This is a genomic window from Peribacillus sp. BM1, assembly GCF_056679975.1.
Genome location: NZ_CM155259.1, coordinates 2,947,978 through 2,962,887 on the forward strand (window position 1 = coordinate 2,947,978; position 14,910 = coordinate 2,962,887).

Below are 14,910 nucleotides of genomic sequence, written 5' to 3' on the forward strand. Positions count from 1 at the left end.
AAATGATGTAACTCTCAAAAAGTTAGAGAAAAAATGAATCACATCAACTCATGTGTACTTATTTTATTCAGTTTCAAGTTCCTTTGCAGCCGGCAACTTTTGTTTTGATAAAGTCTGAAAGAAAAAGGTCTTAAGAATGTAATAAACCCACCAGCACCCTTGTGTTGCCACATATACTCTGCACATGTTGGAGTTTGTAGTACAGCTCATAGAAAAAATTAGATAAAATTAGGCTCAGTCGATTGATGTACTGAGCCCTTTCTGTTTTTAAAAGGAAACAGAAATTAATTAATAATTATTCGACAAAATCCAACGAACTTCGTAAGGGGTCAGTCATCGCTATTTATTTTTAATAATAATGAGTTTTAACTTGTTCTTCATAATTGGATAAAACCCAACAATAATGGATGTGAAATTGTCCTAATAAGACTACTATATATTTAGATCAAATTATGATGGTCTTGGAAATGAGAATATCATAAATATAAATAAATATTTAAAGGGACAAATACAATGGCTATTGGATTAAGAGAGGAACAAAAAAATGATAAATAACAAAACTGAAAAGTTATTGAACAGCCAATATATTGCGATCAATTTAATTGCTTTTATCTTCTTCTTTGCTGACTATATTTTGATCACAACGATTCCTCTTTATGCCCTTGAAATTGGTGGTAACGCATCTACTGCAGGTGCATTTGTATTTGTAATTAGCACGACTTCCCTAGTTCTTCGACCAATTCTAGGGAACCTTATGGATGTGAAAACTAGGAAGCTTATCATTCTAATAGGGACAATTGCTTTAGCCATAGCGTCACTATTCTATGGACTTGTAGCCTCCATAACAGCGATTTTAGTTTTGGCGATCATTCATGGCCTTTCCTCTAGTGCGCTTACAACCTCAGGACCTACGGTTATAGCGGATGTAACGCCAGCTTCGAGATTGGCAGAAGGGATTAGTATGTTTGGTGTTGCAACGAATCTTACAATAGCTGTTGGGCCTTTAGCGTCACTTTACCTTATCAATACGTTTAGCTATTCTATAACATTTAATGTAGCCTTCGTGTTAGTTCTGTTAAGCATAGTTCTTACTTATCTAATCAATTATGAAAAAAAGGAAGAAAAAATTGTTGGAGAACAAATAAAAACAAAGAAAAAAATAAACATTAAAACCTTATTTGAAAAAACAGCCTTGAAACCAGCAATCTATCAACTCTTTTTAGCCTTTGGTTTATCTGCTATTTTGGCATTTATACCCATTTATGGGAAAATGCGCGGAATTGAGGATATCGGCTTATTTTTTACATTCTATGCAGCTTCCGCGGTTACCGTTTCTTTTATAACTGGAAAAATTGTTCAAACATATGGGGTACGTAAAGTTTTTATCGCAGGATTAATTATGCAGCTGCTAGCATTTTTACTTTTAGCGTTTGCATACTCTTTACCTTTTATGATAATTGCAGCCTTTCTCTATGGGTTCGGGAGTGGCTCTGGTTTTGCAATCATTAGTATTATAGCAATGGAGTTAGCAGAACCGGAGAGGAGAGGTGCTGCTAACGCTACCATTTTCGCTGCAATGGATATAGGTATCGCAGTGGGCTCCATTGTATTAGGAGTGATTTCAACTAAATTCGGATTTACAGTGACATTTATGATTACAGCTTTTATGATGCTCGTTGATATTATTGTTTTTAGTGTTCTGCACAAAGAGAATACAACCAGGTACGCAGAGATGGAAGAAACAAAAGTATTGAATGCTTACCAAAGCTAGTAAAAATAATAAGATGTAAACAGTTAAACCACACCTCTTTTATTAAAAGGTGTGGTTTTTTATCCTTCGCAGGCTTGTGATTTTAAGATGTCTACTCTTTTGCCCTTTTATACTCTGTAGCTGTCATTCCCTTTGTGTCCTTAAAAACTTTGCAGAAATAATTATAACTGCTAAATCCTACTTGTTCGCTGATCACAGTAATAGATTGCCTCCCTTGTTCAAGCAGAAAGGCTGCTTCATCAATACGTTTTTTCTGAATATAATCGATCACGCTCATGTTCATCTCTTCTCTAAATTTTTTAGCTAAATAGGTACGATTAAAACAAATTTCATCTGCTACGGATTGTAAATTAATGTTTTCATGGAAGTGGATATTTATATACATGAGAGCTTTCTTTACAGCCGAACTATGGCCTTTTATGGCAAAATTTTTGACCGCATTAGAATACTCTTTTAACATGGCTATTTCCAACATTTCTAGTTCAGAAATGGTCACAGCCTGCTCAATTTTGATGGAAAATTTTTCTGAAATTTCGTGTAAGTATCGTGGTGGCACACTTCCTCTTCCGGCTGTGATTCTATTAATGGAGTTGGAGCTAAAAGTAACATTTTTTCTTGCTCTCAATGGATTTCCAGGTATTCTATAATCAAAATCACCTGAAAATTGAACTAACATTGCCAGTGCTTTTTCTGTATCACCTGTTTCTATGAAGTGCAAATATTTCTTTTCAAGTTCATATCTTAAATTAGTACTCTTTTCCTCTTTTTGTTCAACTTCTTGTAACGGAAGCACTTCATAATTTTTGTCTACATGATTACTATCAATTGTTATAAGATGGGAACCTAAATGAGGATTTGCAAATATATTCACAAAAGCATCAGCTAACGCCATGGATGTTGACCCAACATTGGTAATGGATTTGTAGTAATTTTCTAAAGGTTTGATCCAGCTTTGCACTAAATTATTCTTCTTCAAAACACTCCATAGAAAATGGTCATTAACTTTTTCAGTTAGAAATGGACCAACAATGGTCATTCCTTGATAGTGTTTCTCTTCTTTAATACCAATAGCGATGTAGGATAGATGAAAAGAATCTGTATAGAAACAGAAACTATTTATTTTGGCCCCTAATAGCGCTTCATGGAAAAAGGGGTACATGCTTTTCCTTGTTTCTGTAATAATTAACGGTTCAGCATCCTCAGAGATATGCAAAATTTGGTTCAAGTCTTTATCAATAAACTGTACATCAATTTTAAAGGCATTTTTAATTATCTGGCATTTTTCTGTAAGTTCATTTTCAATCATTACTATACCTTCTCTATCTGCATTTTTTAATATATTACCACGACTATTCTATTCTAACTACTTAAAATTTTAAACGGGATAAAGTTGTTGGATTTTGAATAAAAAACAACAATATTAGATGTGATATCGCTAACAAAACATTAATATTAACTTATCCTAAATTACGATAGATTTCTATTAAATCATCGTGGTTTGAGGAGCATATTTTTATTATTCTTTTAAGACATCAGATAAACAAATCAACAGTAAGGAGAATGTATAATGGAAAAAGTAAGATTAGGCATTATTGGAATTGGTGCACAAGGCGGTGCTTATGCTGACTTTATTGCTGAAGGAAAAGTTAAAAACATGGTAATCGGAGCTATTTGTGACATTGACCCCGAGAAAAAAGCCATGTGTGCTGAAAACTATTCGGATGTTCCTTTTTATGACAACTATATCGACATGCTTGAAAGTGGCAATGTGGATGCAATCGTAACAGCTGTTCCACATTTCCTCCACCCTAAAATGGGAATAGAAGCGTTAAAAAGAAACATTCACATATTGTTAGAAAAACCAGCCGGTGTTTATACAAAACAAGTTCGAGAATTAAACGAATTTGCGGCAACAAAACCCGAATTAACTTTTGCTATTATGTTCAACCAACGCACAAATCCACTGTATATAAAGTTAAAGGAAATTATTGATAATGGTGAAATTGGCAAAATCCGCCGTACAAACTGGATCATTACAACCTGGTGGAGACCACAAGGATACTATGATCAAAGTGCATGGAGAGCTACATGGGGCGGCGAAGGAGGCGGTGTACTTGTTAACCAGGCACCACACCAAATTGACCTGCTGCAATGGATTTGCGGTATGCCAAAGAAAGTGTCCTCAAATGTGAAATATGGATATCAAAGAAATATTGCAGTAGAAGATGAAGTTACTACAATCCTTGATTATGGTAATGGAGCAACAGGTGTCTTTATTACTTGTACACATGATATTCTTGGCACTGACCGTTTTGAAATTCTAGGTGATAAAGGAAAAATTGTTGTGGATGATAGCAAGAAAATTATGATTAAGCGTCTTAAAAATTCTGAAAATGAAATGAATGCGTCGATTAGTTGGGCAGATATTGAAAAAGTCTACCAGAGTATTGACATGGGTGAAATCTACAGTGAAGAAGTACTTGAATTTGAAAGCGTTTGGGGAGCTCAGCATATAACTGTTTTAGAAAATTTTGCTGCTAATATTATTGAAGGAACGCCACTAATTGCCCCTGGAACGGATGGAATTAACGGGGTAGGGCTTGCAAATGCGATACATCTATCAAGCTGGTTAGGAAAGGAAGTAGAAATTCCAGTTGATGAAGACCTGTATTTGGCTGAATTAAATAAGAAAATTGAAGAAGAAAAGAAACAGCCGGTATTACATTAATTTTTCACTAAAAAACTCATAGTATCCAAGCTATGAGTTTTTTAGTGAAGATTGCCAATCATTCAAATGATTGATGCTCGGGAAACCATCCCAATTAAAACAAGATATAAAAATGGAGGTTGTAACAAGATGAATAAGGGGAAAATTGGCGTACAAATGTATACAGTAAAAGACAAGGTTGTTGATCTTGGTGCATATGAAATAATGCGAAGAATAGCCGAATTAGGCTATCGCGCTGTCGAGGTTTCACAAGTTCCAATGACGGCTGAAAACGTTGCAGAGCTAAAAAGGGCAAGCAAAGATTTTGATATTAAAATTGCTGCGCTGTCTGCAGGCCTAGAACCAATGGTTCCTGGAGACCCTGGAGAAACACTGTCAGCAGATTTTGATAAGATTATAAATGATTGTAAAGTATTAGATTGTAATTATTTAAGAATCGGGATGATGTCTATCCATCTAATGGACGATAAAGATAAAATTATGGGATTCATTGAAAGAGCGGAAGCAATGGCACACCGCCTCGCAGAGCAGGAAATAGAATTATATTATCACACCCACCATCTTGAATTTCAAAAATTTGATGGAGTCTATCTATTGGATATAATGAAAGATAATACAACTAAACTAGGATTTGAATTAGATGTACACTGGATTCAAAGAGCAGGTGAGAACCCAGTAGAGTTTGTGAGAAAGTATAAAGACCGTATTTCCTTATTACATCTGAAGGATTACCGCATCGGAAAAATGGATTTAAGTAAAGTTGACTTTAAAAGTTGGGCTAATTTTGATGATGCCTTTATGAGCACCATTCAATTTGCGGAGGTAGGCGAAGGAAATCTTAACTTCCCTGCCATTATTGATGCTGGCCTTGAAGCAGGTGCCAAATATTTCTTAGTTGAACAAGACGAACAATACGGACGCGATCCATTTGACTGCTTAAAGGTTTCTGCTGAAAACTTAAGAAAAATGGGATATGCTGATTGGTTCTAAACACATATATCGCAAGCATTGAAACCTAATGAACCACTTGGTTTATCAGGTTTTCAATGTTTTATTGATACGAACAGTTTTTCCTCCTCCTATATATAATCAATCACGCTGATTTTCATTTCCACTTTATAATTTTTTCCCAGTCCGTAAATCCAATGGCAATGTAGGAGAGACTTTTAATATGGGATAAAGTGCTAAATATAAAGTTTTTCAATTTTTTATAAAAAACAACAATATCGGATGTGAAAACGCTAACAAAACATTAATATAAACCTATGCTAATTCGATGAACATTACAAAGATACTATTCCGGAGGTATTGAGTGATCTTCATTAAACTTTTAGGTTACTAGAAATTATTTTAACAAATAATTGGGGGTTGGAACGATGGGACTTCTTGCAGAAGCAAAAAATGAAAAAACTGTTTCTACTGTTACAGTCAGGAAATTTGGTTTAAGAGACAAAATTGGATATTTGTTTGGTGATTTCGGGAATGATTTCTTCTTTGGATTAACTTCTATGTATTTAATGGTTTATTATACGGATGTTCTTCATATTAGTGCTGCAGCAGTAGGGGTTCTATTTTTAATAGCGAGGCTGTGGGATGCGTTTGCCGATGTAACTTGGGGCCGTTTTATAGATTCAAGAAAGCCTGGGAAACATGGTCAATTTAAACCTTGGATTCTAAGAATGTCTTTTCCGCTTGTATTATCAGGTGTTTTAATGTTTGTGAAAATCCCTGGTATGTCAGATGGTTTTCATATGGCATGGGCGTTCGCTACCTATATTGTGTGGGGAACTCTCTACAGCACAGTAAATATTCCTTATGGTGCGATGGCATCTGTCATCACCAATGATCCAGTAGAGCGTACAAGCTTATCTACTTGGAGATCCCTGGGTGGAAACTTATCTTATCTAATCGTTGGTTCAGCAGCGCCGCTAATCCTGTTTGTCGATAATAAGGCAGATGGAAACCGTTTTCTAATTGGAGCTATTATTTTTGCCATTCTTTCTCTTTCTAGCTACATTGCCTGCTATAAATTATCAACGGAAAGAATTCTTGATTCTAATGATCAAAAAGAAAAACTGGACTTTAGAAAAACGGCAAAAGGCCTTATAAAAAATAAACCATTATTAGTTCTTTTAATATCAGCATTACTTTTATTAGTTGTATCAATGTTACAAGGAGCGGTAACCACTTACTTGGTTAAAGATTATTTTGGAAATGCAAAGTCATTGAGTTTAGTCTTCGCTCTTCAAATGGTTGCAGCATTGGCTGTCATTCCTATGATTACTCCATTAGCAAAAAAAGTCGGTAAAAAAGAAATATCAGGAATATCCATGGTAATTAGCGGGGCTATCTTCGCTGTGATGTATTTTATGCCGAATATGTCACTAACCACCTATATTATTCTTTCATCAGTTGCTTACTTTGCTTTGTGCTTCTTTTCAACAGCAATTTGGGCATTTGTTACAGATTGTATTGATTACCAAGAATACCTAACAGGTACTCGTGAAGATGGAACGGTTTACTCTATCTACTCATTTTTCCGTAAAGTAGGGCAGGCAATTGCCGGAGGTATTGGCGGTTTTGCTCTTGCTGCAGTAGGATATAACGCTTCCCTTGGTGAACAAACAGAAGAAACGCTTAACGGAATATTTGCACTTAATACGTTGTGGTTGGGCATTGGCTTTTTGGTTGTTGGATTACTTATCATGTTCCTTTATCCATTAAATAAAAAACGTACTGAGCAGTTAACGGCAGATTTAGCTAAGAGAAGAAGTGAAGTGAAATAATCTGGATAAAGTAACCTTTTAATCATGGTTATTTGAGAAAAGAGATACCTAGATATCTAGTTATCTCTTTTCCTTTTATTTATTAATTTTGAATTGAAACTAGGGAATTTCTGCATCAGAAGGGTGAGCTTCATGGAAATTGGTGTAGGCACTTATCTTAAGAAGATAAACAGAAGCTTGATTATAAGTAAAATTATTGAACATGGAAAGATTTCTAGGGCAGAATTATCTACTATGACCAAGTTAACGAAGGCTACTATTTCTTTACAGGTAGCAAATTTATTAGGGGACGAGATAATTATTGAATCTCAACAGAAGTATAACCATGTTGGAAGAAAACCAATCATGCTTTCTTTAAATGCGGGTGCTGGTTATGCGTTAGGAGTTGATTTAGACTATCAACATATAATATTTACTGTATCTGATATTATGGGGAATCCAGTTCATTCTGATACTGTAAAGTTAGAAAACTCGAACTATGACGAGGTTCTTCAACTATTAATCGACCATATTAGAGAATATAAAGAAAAATATTCTACTAGTCGTTTTGGAATTGTTGGAGTAGTCATTGGAATTCATGGAACTGTGAAGAGTGACCAAACCATCGGCTTTGTTCCACAGCACCAATGGTATAATACGGATCTAAAGGGCGATCTAGAGAAAAATTCAGGTATGAATGTATATATTGAAAATAATTCAAATTTATGTGCATTTGCGGAAAAGGTATTTAACCGGCATCAAAGTGAGAACTTAATCAGTATCAGCCTGTATTCTGGAATAGGTCTTGGGGTCTTGATTAATGGTAACCTAGTAAAAGGATATCAGGGATATGCTGGTGAAACGGGTCACATGATAATCAATCCTAATGGGGAATTATGTAATTGTGGTAATTCAGGTTGCTGGGAGCTTTATGCTTCTGAATTCAGCTTCTTTAAACAATTATCTGAAAAACTAAATAAACCTAAATTGACCTATAAAGATATTGAAAATCTAATTATGTTAAGAGACCCAGCAGTTATGATTCAAATGGAAGAGTTTATCAAGTATATCTCTATTGGTTTAAATAATATAATAAATATATTAAATCCTGATACAGTAGTGTTTAATAGTGCATTATTGCAACTGTTCCCTGATGTTGAGAGTAAAATTAAAGCAAACTTGAAATCCTCCATTAGTAATTATAAAGAGTTATTAATATCAGAGCTCGGAACTAATGCATGTGTATGGGGTGCTTGTACCCTAGCAATTAAGAATTTCTTTGAATTACCTGATTTAAGCATAACAATTAAATGATATTCTAAGCAAAAAATGCCTCAAGAATGTTGATAAACCGATCAACATCCATTGTATCTACCTGAATACTAGTTTACATAATACACCTTATCGGAACTTGCAAAAATCTAATCTTAGCAATAATGACAGGAATATAACTACCTATTCTCTAGCATTATAAGTGACAGACATACCGAACATATGTTATGTTTATGTTGTCACTACTACATATTATTTAAGATAAAAGGACGAGGTGCTTGACGATGAACAAAACGGATCTAGTGAATGCTGTGGCAACACAAGCAGAACTAACAAAAGAAGACGCTAAAAAAGCAGTGGATGCACTGATTGAAACAATCTCTACTACGCTTGCTAAAGAGGAAAAAATCCAATTAGTTGGATTTGGAACATTTGAAGTGCGCGACCGGGCAGCTCGTACAGGTAGAAACCCACAAACAGGAGAAGAAATACAAATTGCAGCATCTAAAGTTCCTGCTTTTAAACCAGGCAAGGAATTAAAAGAGGCTGTTAAATAATATAAAGAGATCTATTTATAATAGTTTAAAAATACTCTGGGGCTGATTCTCCAGAGTATTTTCTATTTAGATTAGTATTCTTTCTGTTCTATTCAACGGATGTGAATTGTATATACAGTTTGATCATTTATTATTTGTTCGTTGTTAAGTGATAATAAAGTTGTAAAAAAATGAGAGCCATTCTATTCAACAATCGGGCCAGATTATTGAATACTCTTTTTTGAGAGAGTGCGAAAATTACCCTCTTGGAGAGGAATTATATTCAAAGCTGGAAAATGATGATAATATAAAAAATAAGGACTTATTTCCTTGAAAACTTCAAATAATAGGAGATTAAAATGAATAAAGCTGATGTTTTGAGAAAGTTGCATTTGGGGAATTCTGTTGCTGAACATGACAGGAATTTAATTAATTATTACATAAATACTAGTTATGTTGATACTTTTTTAGAATGATGATATCTTAATAAAAAATAATAAAAGATTTTGGGTGATGATGGACCGGCTTGATGATGCATTTCCAGATGGTACCCCAAAGGATATACTTGCTTTAAAGAGCTTATTATATGCTTTTAAAGATATATGCGTTTATGACAATATTAAAGTTAAAGTTTTTATAAGAGATGATATATATACTAACGTAACTGAAAAAGGTTTTACATCATTGACTCATGTAGCATCAAAAACCATGACTTCAATTGAGTGGGATAGAGACAAACTAGAAGATTTATTATTAGAAAGGTTATTGTTTAACGATACTTTTAAACAGTATCTACAAGAAAATGAAATATCTTTTGCAAATATTAATCAAGAAGCTAAAAGGGCTATTTTTGAAATCTTATTTAAAGGGCAAGTTGATGTAGGTAGTAATAATCCCGATACTATTGGTTGGATTATAAATCATATTAAAGATGGCTTAAATACATATACACCACGAGATTTTATAGCTATCATTGATGCAGCTAGAGGTTATCAATTGGAGGAATTAAAAAGAAAAGCCAATAGTGACTCTGAATATTACTTAATAGGTGCAAATGCATTAAGGAAAGCATATACCCATATCTCAACTCAAAAACTAGAAACTCAGCTTTTCGCTGAATATGCAGAGTATAGAGAATGGATTTTAAAATTTAAAGATAGTAAAGCAGAACATAATAAAGATACTTTAAACAAATTATTAGGAAAACAGTGGAAACATAGAATACAGAAGTTGGTTAAGATTGGTTTTATTGAGGAAAAACAAAACACTTGGAAGATACCTTTTCTATATAGGGCAGGTCTTAATATTACACAGGGGCGTGCTTTTTAGAAAGTGAATTAAGAGATTGGGTAAGAATGATCCTGAATTAATCTAACGCAAGGGAAAATATTGATTTTATGCATATTCTGTACATTATGTGAAGATGATACATAATTTAACCTTATGCATGATGCATAATCGGTAAATATCACCTTAATTAATGTACGAATTGTAAATGAGAGTGTGATAATATCGCACTTTTAAAAAGAAGGTTCTTTCTTCCACAAACGGGCGCTTTTCTGAAATAAGGAGACCTTCTTTCTTCATGAAAAGGGCATTTTGTAAAATAACTCAATATCAATCTGAAAGCAGCGCGATTGTTTGAAGATACTTTTTTCTTGTTTATCTTTAACATATGGGAATAGCAGGGATGCCGCATTATTGTCTGTTGCAATCTATGGGGAACCGGCAAGACGTGAACATAGTTTTTTTGTTATAATACAAAGTGAATCAGATATGTTTGTCTTGTGATGATAAATAGGAGGTACGAACCATGTCAAAATTGACGAAGGTTGCAAAACTGCTGAACAATCCCAAAGTGAAAAAAGCGATTATAGAAAAAGGTGTACCGATGATTAAAAAGGAAATTGAAAAGAGGAAGAATAGAACGAAGTAAGGCGATTGCACGTTGTTGCAGTTGTCTTTTTTTTTGCTGTCCTTTTAGCAAGGAAGCGCATGTTTTCAGCATATAAATTTTGTTTCTCTAAGGATCTAAAGATACGATCCACATAACCCCTGTTTTTTCGAATGCCCCCTTTCGGAACCAAAAAACACCTCAAATTAATTAGCGAACATTCTAAATTTATAGTTTATTTAAAATGAAAGAACCTTCAGGAATGTGCTATTCTCTTTGGTTTGTGTATTATTTTTTCGATCCAGATGGCGAGAAGCTACCGAGAACAATTACAAGAAGAACTAAAAAAACATCCTCTGCTTATCTATCTTCCTTTTCAAGTAATTATTCCTATTGTTCTGTTAATTATTGCTTTTTTAAACAGACTTGTATCACCTTGAAGGAAGGTAAGTTTGAAATAGATGAAGATGGAAGTTTGAATATAGTTATCCGAGAAATGATGAAGAGAAAGAAGCCTCCAAGATCTGATTAATAAAAAGCCTGAATTTCAGTAAAAAAGGATATGATGATTATTAGTGTTCATACTAATTATAAAAACAAAAAGCGGGGTGGGGTTTTATGTATGATACATGGATTTATAATCATTTCATAAACACTATGTTCTTCCCTGTGTTAGTGATGGGTGGAACGATAATAATATCAGCTATCTTTATTTATTTTGTATCTAGAAAACAAAACAATCTGTAAATAAATACCCCTATGTATCTATGAACATTAAGTTTAACTATTGCATCGAACGCGAGTCTAAAACGTATCAAATGTTTCCCCACTTTTAACCTCAGAAATAGGATCTATGAACAGCGCATAGAATAATATAGAAATACTGCGGCTAATGCTGGACAAGGAGGGGATGTATTGATATGAGTATCAAAATGATTCGGAAACTGATAAGGTCAAGGCAACAGGAATTAGTCGAACTTGCTGCTTCATTTATTCGAATTCCATCTGAAAATCCATCGCCTGAGTTTAAGAAGCGGTCAGAAGAAATGGGACGCCATATTAGCAGATATCTAGCAGCAAAAGGGTTCTTGATTACCGAGCACCGCCGTAGCAAAAATGCGCTGGTTACCGTGATTTGTGATGCTCCCTTAACCAGGGTACCTGGTCCACGGCTCCTATTTTGCGGTCATACAGATGTCGTACCTGCAGGCGATCGTTCACAATGGACCTTTGATCCTTTCTCAGGAGAAGTCAGATCAGGTATGCTTTTAGGTCGGGGAGCCTCCGACATGAAAGGAGGCTTGGCATCACTGGTTTTTGTGGCTGGATTACTTCAGGAGTTCGCCTCCACGCTTAATTTGAAAGGTAGCCTAGGAGTTATTGCTTCTCCGGATGAAGAGACTGGCGGCATTGAGGTGGCCTCGCTCCTGGATCAAGGATTGATTAAGGGTGATGCTTGTCTGATTGGTGAACCAACGTCCCCCCACCATCCGAATGCCGGTGAAAAGGCTGAGGCATGGATGCAGGTGACCATACCAGGTCAGCCTGGGCATGGCAGCCAACATCCGATTTCTGGAATCTCCGCCGTACGAAGAGGGGCAGCCGCGGTTGAAGCACTAACCAAGCTATGGGAGTACAAGGCAACACCTCCGGCAGAGCTTGGTCAACTTTTGTACAATACTGAGTGGTTCCTATCTCAGCGTCTAGGAAATCCCTTACTGTCACAATTACTTTATCGTCCCTCTTACAATCCAGGTGTAATCCAGGGCGGAACAAATGTGAACGTCATCGCAGACAAGTGCATCATTAAAGTGGATATCCGGGTTCCATTCGGGATGAAGTCCGAGTTTGTACTTGATGTCGCTAGGAATCTTGTCAGTGCAGTAGCGCCAGATGCAGTTGTAGAGCCAATGGTATCCTTTATTAACCCGAACTGGACCTTAGAGAATCGTCCGATTGTGCAGGCCATAGAACTGGGAATCCAGGGTGTCCTCGGAAAGGAGGAACCCGTCTGCAGCGTACTCTTGCTTGGTTCAAGTGATGCCGGTCACTTCCGGAGCCATGGCATTGATACCGTCCTTTACGGTCCTGGGCTGTCACACACTAACCATGCGTATGATGAGAGGGTTTCAGTGAAGAACTTAGTAGAATCTGCTGAGATATATGCTGAGACGGCAGTCAAGTATCTTAGGTCATTTTAAATCTATTTTCACAAAACTTTATGTAGGGGTAACGTCAGGATTCTGACAATTTATAACGTTAAGATAGAACCTCCTTGTATCAATAGGGTCTAGCCTTGATATGGAGTCAATAGTACGGAAACAAGACTTACTAGTGTTTAGTATAACTTGCCTCAACACATTTATCGTTACTACACCACAATTTACCTAGTGATATCAACGAAATGAAGAAAGCACAAAAGTAATACTGGTACTATAATAAAATTAAAATAATAAGAAGTTTAAAGAAGGATTGAGTTTTCCCTTCCGGCACTTGTGGATTAAACTACTGATGAAGATACCGGATGCAGCTCCTTTTTTGTTGTCACAAAAGAGGTACCAGTACATATAAGACGGGTTATATGTACTCCGTTCTTTTTAACAGTCCCTGTTAAAAAATTTTCTTAACCCCAATAAAAAAAGTACCCGATTAATCGGATACATACTTAATGATTCCATGTAAATAAACGGAATATTCTCGCTGCACATACTCTCTTAATTTAATTTTTCCTTCTCTTTCTAATTCTTTAACCAATTCTTCAATCTTATTTTCATCTTCTTTAGTATTCTTAGGAATTTCTAGTGAAAATAAATTACCTTGATGAGTACTCTGAATCAATTTTAATAGTTTCTCTTTATTCATTGAGGCATCCCCTTTATCAACTCTTAGAACAAATACAAAACTAAATGTTGCTCTGGATTTATTATATCCGATTAACGTATATGAAAAGGATAAAACGAGAATTTATTCTTGTTATCAATAAGAATCTGTTACATGTCCATTTTAATTCATTATTTTTCAGGAAGGTTCATTTAAATGGCACCGATTATCGCTATTTGAGTTATGTAATCCCATTACTAGCAGATGTACAAGAAAGTTATTCATCCTTATTGTCACTGTCAAGAATCCGTTGTTCTTTACGGTTAAGAGCAAGGGTACCTGGTGAAAGTAAATCTTAGTTATGACTAACTAAACTCCCTTGCTCAATATCAATATATTTCACGTTATATTCATTTGTGATGCTTCAAGTAGTCTTTGGTGCGGTTTTTCTTTAGCCGGTTTTATTGATAAAGGCTTCAAGCATACTTCGGGCGGCAGCACTACAGCATGTAAGAAAGGGAAGAGCATCCTTTCTTACATGCTATACGTGTCGCTTCGGCATTAAATGGCCCGATAACCACGGTTTGTACGGCTAGCGCCTATATTCCGTAGGTTCCTGTTCCATTTGCGGTTCCCGCCATACCGAACGAACCGAAAACCTGAAAATTAAAGAGATAAAGACGAAAGGAATGCAGCCATCCGGCTGCTTTTTATTGTGTGCCAGGCATGGCAACTATCTAGGTGGTGAAAGTCCACTGTGGGGGTACGCATCGACCAACCACTAAGGAAGCGCAAGGTACTCACCGTGAGGCAAGGGCTGAAGGAAGCGTGGAATAAAATCTTGGCTCGACGAACAGAAATCTGATACTAAGGCTCTACAAAGGGATAAGGCTCCAATACAAGTCAAAGTCCAAAAGATGTGCGTAACTTTGTAGGGTAAATCAGGCGAGTAAAAGAGGAAAGATGGTTGTCTTACCCTGGGAGGTCTTGCGGATGTACATAGGTACAGTCGAAAAAGGTTAACCGCAAGAAGTCAGCAGAAGCCATAGTAGTGAAGTCATTCATGAAGGGCTGAACAATTTATAGTGTTTCAACGCCACGAATGCGTAAGTGACCTATTCCGA

General features: G+C 35.7%; 11 protein-coding genes. 9 read left to right on the plus strand and 2 right to left on the minus strand.

Annotated features, from left to right (window positions below):
• Positions 1-544: 544 nt before the first annotated feature.
• Complete coding sequence (locus AC1MGI_RS14255; protein ID WP_480345818.1) at positions 545-1,771, plus strand: MFS transporter; 1,227 nt, start codon at positions 545-547, stop codon at positions 1,769-1,771.
• A 91-nt stretch (positions 1,772-1,862) separates the two neighbouring features.
• Here AC1MGI_RS14255 and AC1MGI_RS14260 read toward each other — a convergent pair whose 3' ends face one another.
• Positions 1,863-3,077, minus strand: a complete 1,215-nt coding sequence (locus AC1MGI_RS14260) for a helix-turn-helix transcriptional regulator (protein WP_480345819.1) — start codon at positions 3,075-3,077, stop codon at positions 1,863-1,865.
• Positions 3,078-3,338: 261 nt separating this feature from the next.
• Here AC1MGI_RS14260 and AC1MGI_RS14265 point away from each other — a divergent pair, with 261 nt between their 5' ends.
• The 8 genes from AC1MGI_RS14265 to AC1MGI_RS14300 all read left to right on the plus strand — a co-directional run bounded on the left by AC1MGI_RS14265 (position 3,339) and on the right by AC1MGI_RS14300 (position 13,167).
• Positions 3,339-4,499 (plus strand): Gfo/Idh/MocA family protein, encoded by a 1,161-nt coding sequence (locus AC1MGI_RS14265; protein ID WP_480345820.1) that lies wholly within the window; start codon positions 3,339-3,341, stop codon positions 4,497-4,499.
• A gap of 129 nt (positions 4,500-4,628) precedes the next feature.
• Positions 4,629-5,489, plus strand: coding sequence for a sugar phosphate isomerase/epimerase family protein (locus tag AC1MGI_RS14270; protein ID WP_480345821.1), 861 nt, complete (start codon positions 4,629-4,631; stop codon positions 5,487-5,489).
• A 386-nt stretch (positions 5,490-5,875) separates the two neighbouring features.
• A complete protein-coding gene (locus AC1MGI_RS14275) occupies positions 5,876-7,285 on the plus strand; it encodes an MFS transporter (protein ID WP_480345822.1) in 1,410 nt (469 codons plus the stop codon).
• A 132-nt stretch (positions 7,286-7,417) separates the two neighbouring features.
• Positions 7,418-8,578 (plus strand): ROK family protein, encoded by a 1,161-nt coding sequence (locus AC1MGI_RS14280; protein WP_480345823.1) that lies wholly within the window; start codon positions 7,418-7,420, stop codon positions 8,576-8,578.
• A 242-nt stretch (positions 8,579-8,820) separates the two neighbouring features.
• The gene (locus AC1MGI_RS14285; RefSeq protein ID WP_480345824.1) at positions 8,821-9,093 is read left to right on the plus strand and encodes an HU family DNA-binding protein; all 273 of its coding nucleotides are present in this window, start codon (positions 8,821-8,823) and stop codon (positions 9,091-9,093) included.
• 492 nt (positions 9,094-9,585) lie between these two features.
• Positions 9,586-10,401, plus strand: coding sequence for a P-loop ATPase, Sll1717 family (locus AC1MGI_RS14290; protein WP_480345825.1), 816 nt, complete (start codon positions 9,586-9,588; stop codon positions 10,399-10,401).
• 484 nt (positions 10,402-10,885) lie between these two features.
• Complete coding sequence (locus AC1MGI_RS14295) at positions 10,886-11,008, plus strand: hypothetical protein (protein WP_480345826.1); 123 nt, start codon at positions 10,886-10,888, stop codon at positions 11,006-11,008.
• An 878-nt stretch (positions 11,009-11,886) separates the two neighbouring features.
• Positions 11,887-13,167, plus strand: a complete 1,281-nt coding sequence (locus tag AC1MGI_RS14300; RefSeq protein ID WP_480345827.1) for a M20 family metallopeptidase — start codon at positions 11,887-11,889, stop codon at positions 13,165-13,167.
• Between the two features lie 448 nt (positions 13,168-13,615).
• Here AC1MGI_RS14300 and AC1MGI_RS14305 read toward each other — a convergent pair whose 3' ends face one another.
• The gene (locus AC1MGI_RS14305; RefSeq protein ID WP_480345828.1) at positions 13,616-13,828 is read right to left on the minus strand and encodes a hypothetical protein; all 213 of its coding nucleotides are present in this window, start codon (positions 13,826-13,828) and stop codon (positions 13,616-13,618) included.
• Positions 13,829-14,910 lie beyond the last annotated feature (1,082 nt).

What these genes read in the sequence shown, in the direction of transcription:
- AC1MGI_RS14255 (WP_480345818.1), top strand. Translation starts at nt 545, where the DNA reads ATGATAAATAACAAAACTGAAAAGTTATTGAACAGCCAATATATTGCG.
- AC1MGI_RS14260 (WP_480345819.1), bottom strand. Translation starts at nt 3,077, where the DNA reads ATGATTGAAAATGAACTTACAGAAAAATGCCAGATAATTAAAAATGCC.
- AC1MGI_RS14265 (WP_480345820.1), top strand. Translation starts at nt 3,339, where the DNA reads ATGGAAAAAGTAAGATTAGGCATTATTGGAATTGGTGCACAAGGCGGT.
- AC1MGI_RS14270 (WP_480345821.1), top strand. Translation starts at nt 4,629, where the DNA reads ATGAATAAGGGGAAAATTGGCGTACAAATGTATACAGTAAAAGACAAG.
- AC1MGI_RS14275 (WP_480345822.1), top strand. Translation starts at nt 5,876, where the DNA reads ATGGGACTTCTTGCAGAAGCAAAAAATGAAAAAACTGTTTCTACTGTT.
- AC1MGI_RS14280 (WP_480345823.1), top strand. Translation starts at nt 7,418, where the DNA reads ATGGAAATTGGTGTAGGCACTTATCTTAAGAAGATAAACAGAAGCTTG.
- AC1MGI_RS14285 (WP_480345824.1), top strand. Translation starts at nt 8,821, where the DNA reads ATGAACAAAACGGATCTAGTGAATGCTGTGGCAACACAAGCAGAACTA.
- AC1MGI_RS14290 (WP_480345825.1), top strand. Translation starts at nt 9,586, where the DNA reads ATGATGGACCGGCTTGATGATGCATTTCCAGATGGTACCCCAAAGGAT.
- AC1MGI_RS14295 (WP_480345826.1), top strand. Translation starts at nt 10,886, where the DNA reads ATGTCAAAATTGACGAAGGTTGCAAAACTGCTGAACAATCCCAAAGTG.
- AC1MGI_RS14300 (WP_480345827.1), top strand. Translation starts at nt 11,887, where the DNA reads ATGAGTATCAAAATGATTCGGAAACTGATAAGGTCAAGGCAACAGGAA.
- AC1MGI_RS14305 (WP_480345828.1), bottom strand. Translation starts at nt 13,828, where the DNA reads ATGAATAAAGAGAAACTATTAAAATTGATTCAGAGTACTCATCAAGGT.